The 3,579-nt window shown below is 46.4% G+C and carries 6 protein-coding genes and 1 other RNA gene; 4 read left to right on the forward strand and 3 right to left on the reverse strand.

Annotated features, from left to right (window positions below; genetic code table 11):
• Positions 1-80: 80 nt before the first annotated feature.
• The 3 genes from ssrS to AM228_RS22915 all read right to left on the reverse strand — a co-directional run bounded on the left by ssrS (position 81) and on the right by AM228_RS22915 (position 1,998).
• Positions 81-266: non-coding RNA, 6S RNA (gene ssrS / locus AM228_RS30165), on the reverse strand.
• A 70-nt stretch (positions 267-336) separates the two neighbouring features.
• Positions 337-1,494: a 5-(carboxyamino)imidazole ribonucleotide synthase gene (locus AM228_RS22910; protein WP_054469256.1), complete on the reverse strand. Its 1,158-nt coding sequence runs from the start codon at positions 1,492-1,494 to the stop codon at positions 337-339.
• A gap of 3 nt (positions 1,495-1,497) precedes the next feature.
• Positions 1,498-1,998, reverse strand: a complete 501-nt coding sequence (locus AM228_RS22915; RefSeq protein ID WP_054469257.1) for a pentapeptide repeat-containing protein — start codon at positions 1,996-1,998, stop codon at positions 1,498-1,500.
• A gap of 482 nt (positions 1,999-2,480) precedes the next feature.
• On the opposite strand from AM228_RS22915, the gene AM228_RS22920 reads away from it, so the two are divergent.
• From AM228_RS22920 to AM228_RS22930, 4 genes are all read left to right on the forward strand, one after another.
• The gene (locus AM228_RS22920; protein WP_054469258.1) at positions 2,481-2,675 is read left to right on the forward strand and encodes a hypothetical protein; all 195 of its coding nucleotides are present in this window, start codon (positions 2,481-2,483) and stop codon (positions 2,673-2,675) included.
• A 90-nt stretch (positions 2,676-2,765) separates the two neighbouring features.
• Positions 2,766-2,909, forward strand: a complete 144-nt coding sequence (locus AM228_RS34470; protein ID WP_190880075.1) for a hypothetical protein — start codon at positions 2,766-2,768, stop codon at positions 2,907-2,909.
• Positions 2,910-3,001: 92 nt separating this feature from the next.
• On the forward strand, positions 3,002-3,196 hold the full coding sequence (locus tag AM228_RS22925; protein ID WP_054469259.1) for a hypothetical protein: 195 nt from the start codon (positions 3,002-3,004) through the stop codon (positions 3,194-3,196).
• Between the two features lie 66 nt (positions 3,197-3,262).
• Positions 3,263-3,460, forward strand: a complete 198-nt coding sequence (locus tag AM228_RS22930; RefSeq protein WP_054469260.1) for a hypothetical protein — start codon at positions 3,263-3,265, stop codon at positions 3,458-3,460.
• The last annotated feature ends 119 nt before the right edge of the window (positions 3,461-3,579 follow it).

The following is a 3,579-nucleotide window of genomic DNA, read 5'->3' on the forward strand; positions in this document are numbered from 1 at the left end:
CCGATGGCGGCCCCACACCCTCTCTTCCCAAACCAAGATAAAAAAAAGCCCCTTTCTAGCACCTGCTAGTTAAGGGGAAATGGCTCACCGCAACGCCGTTTTACCTCAGTTTTTGACCTGACGAACGTCAGGTGGGAACATTATGTCCTGTTTAAAGTTTCCGAGTACAAGCTCGGTCTACTGCCACTGGATCTATTTTTGGTTCCCTTATAGATAAAGCATAGATCATAAAACAGTATTGGCAGTCACCAACGTTGCAGCTTTACCTGTTTCTATTGTACCGAATTTGGTTTTTATTGCAATAGTCCCAACAAAAATATTTGCTAATCCTGTTTGCTAATCCTGATGAGGATACCAAATCGATTCTATGGTTTGAGCAATTTTACTCAGGGTGGCAGATACGGGTTCATGGTCGGTTTTTTGGTCAAGGACGACATTGACATGACCGAGTTTACGTCCCGGACGGGATTCGCTTTTGCCGTACCAGTGGACGCGGGCGCTGGGAATTTGCGCCAGTTGTTGTCGTTTGGCTTGATAGTCGTCATGGGAGGATTCATATCCCAAGAGGTTGACCATGAGGGCGCCTTGGCCGATGAGTTCGGTACTGCCCAGGGGCAAGTCACTGACGGCCCGGAGATGTTGCTCAAATTGGCAGGTTTTTGCCCCGTCTTGGCTGAAGTGGCCGGAGTTGTGCGTCCGTGGGGCGATTTCATTGACTAATAGGCGATCGCCTGGGGCTAAAAAGAGTTCAATGCCAAAGATGCCCACGGCTTCTAGACTATTGAGTAAGGTTTGGGCAATCTGTTGGCACTCTGTCGCCAAGGCAGGGGAAATGTCTGCGGGAACAATGACTCGGTGACAGACTTGATTTTCCTGTTGGGTTTGGACAATGGGATAAATGGCTATTTCCCCAGAGAGCGATCGCGCCGCAATCACCGCTAATTCTTGCTCAAACGGCACAAACTCTTCTATTAATACTGACGGACAGCCCCATTTTTCCCAAGCGGCTTCTAAGGCAGGCAAATCCCGCAGAATCACCGTCCCTTGGCCGTCATAGCCGTGGCGTCGGGCTTTCATTACCAAGGGCCAACCAATTTCCGCCCCTAGTTGGGCGAAGGATTCCCGGTTTTCCACGGCGATAAATTTGGGGACGGGGAGCCCAATGTCTCGTAAGTAGCATCGCTGATCGTATTTATCCAGCAAAGGGGCTAAGACGGATAGCTTGGGTCGAAAACAAATTCCCTGTTGTTCGAGTTTCCCTAAAGCATCAAGATCCACAAACTCGTTTTCAAAGGTAATCACATCACAGATTTTGGCTAACTGGGCTGTGGCTGACCCATCGGCGATCGCGGCTTGGATTACGTCTGAAGCAAGGGGAACTGCGGGGTCTGTGAGATGGGGTGTCTGCACCACTAAGGACACACCCAATTTTTTGGCCGCACTTGCCATCATCCAAGCAAGTTGTCCGCCACCGATGACTCCGATTCGTTTCATAACTTAAGGACAAAATAAAGAATCGCGGGTTTTTACACCCGTCTTAGAATTTACCCCAGTGGCGATCGCACAGAGTTGTTTTACCTGTGCCCCATCTAAAAGCGCATCGGTGAAATCAGCCCCAGTGATATCCACGCGATCGAAAGTAGAACCGAGGAAAATCGCCTCCACAAACACCGCATCACGAAAATCCGACCCGGTAAAATCCGTTAAATCCAGCATGGCATTGGTAAAATCACCCCCAGATAAAGAGGCTTCAGTCATTACGGAACCACTGAAAATCGCCCCTTCTGCTTGGACTTGGCTAAAATTCGTCCGTTGTAAGCTAGAATTAGCGAACTCCGCCGATCGCAGATTTTGCCCAGAAAAATCCTTGCCGGTTTGCACGGAGTGGGAGTAGGACGCAGGCGGCGGATAGTATTTGGTGGCTTGTGCCCAAGCTGGTAAAGGGCAAAACAGCGTCAGTAAAATCAGTAGCCCGGTTGCCAGTTGCCGAAAACCCATAAGACAATATCGTTTGCAGTTAATTTTCGCAGTTAATTTCAAGCCGGAGAATCATGGGACTCACTGGCGGGAATTAACCCCCCATCCCACCATCCCCGGTTCTTTTCTAGCATCTTCTGGGTTGACCAGAGGCGATCGCGCCACAGCTTTTTGAGCCAATTTTTGAGCAGTAGCGGCGCAAAATAAATTTTAAATTCATTTAATTTGCATATTTTTGGCTAAAACTCTCTGTACCGCTACGGAATCAAGGGATTTTTTCCCGAAAAAAAATTGTCAGGGTTTTCTGATATTTTCTTATATTTTGGGGGCAGAAAAAACTCAAAACACTTGCCATTCAAGAATTTGAGTCATTTTAGGATCAAATGTTAAGTTTTATTACAAAAACAAAAATAGTATTTTTTAATACAGAATTATGGTTTATAGTAAAAGAGTCAAGACAAACAACCCACTGAGCACCACTCAGGAAGTAGGAGGCAATTAGAATGTCTACTCAAGATCAAGCCCGCGCTTTAATGATGCGTCACTCTATGATGGTCAAGAATCGCCAGCAGTCCATGTTGACCCGCAGCGCTGAAGAAGTCGGTGTTGATGTCGGCGACTATTGCAGCAAGATTCAAGGCAAAATGCGATCGGATTTCCGCGTTAGCTATGATCGCTCTGGATCCACCATGAGCTAGGGATTCATCCCATCTTAATCCATCTTAATTCCATCTGACCGCTATTTCAGTTGAACAAAAACGATAATAAATTTTCTGGAGATTAATTCGATGTCTACACAAGATCAAGCCCGCGCTTTAATGATGCGTCACTCTCATTTAGCCAAAAATCGTCAGCAAGCTATGTTAGCTCGTAGTGCCGAAGAAGTGGGTCTGAATGCCCCTGATAACAGCAAGATTCAAGGCAAAATGTAATCGGGTTTTCGCAAAATTTAGCCCCGCGATGACCTTACTTTAAGTTTTTGAGTTGAAGAAAAACAATAATAAATTTCCTGGAGGATAATTCTATGTCTGCTCAAGATCAAGCCCGCGCTTTAATGATGCGTCATTCTTTAATGGTCAAAAATCGTCAACAATCTATGTTGACCCGTAGCGCTGAAGAAGTGGGAATCGATGCCGCTGACTATTGCACCAAAATTCAAGGCAAAGTGCGATCGGATTTCCGCAGCAGTTATGACCGTTCTGGCTCGACCATGAGCTAACAATTATCCTTGATTACAGCCGTCAATTAAGCAACATTATCAATACATTTTTTGGAGAAACGTTCTATGTCTACTGAAGATCAAGCCCGCGATTTAATGATGCGTCACCATCACACGGCTAAAAATCGTCAACAAGCAATGTTGGCTCGCACTAATGAAGAAGTGGGTCTTGATACCACGGACGACGGTTGCACCACCATTCAAGGCCAAATCCGCTCAGATGTGCGGACGAGCTACGATCGCTCTGGTGCCTCGATGAGTTAGTCATTTAATCCAGTTTAATTGACGATCAATCTGGCAGTTATTATAAAATAATGTCAAAGTTAAAAACCCCCGGCGATCGCTGGGGGTTTTTAATTGGGGGGCCGCCATCGGCCGCCATC

This window comes from Planktothricoides sp. SR001, from assembly GCF_001276715.1.
Lineage (GTDB): Bacteria > Cyanobacteriota > Cyanobacteriia > Cyanobacteriales > Laspinemataceae > Planktothricoides > Planktothricoides raciborskii.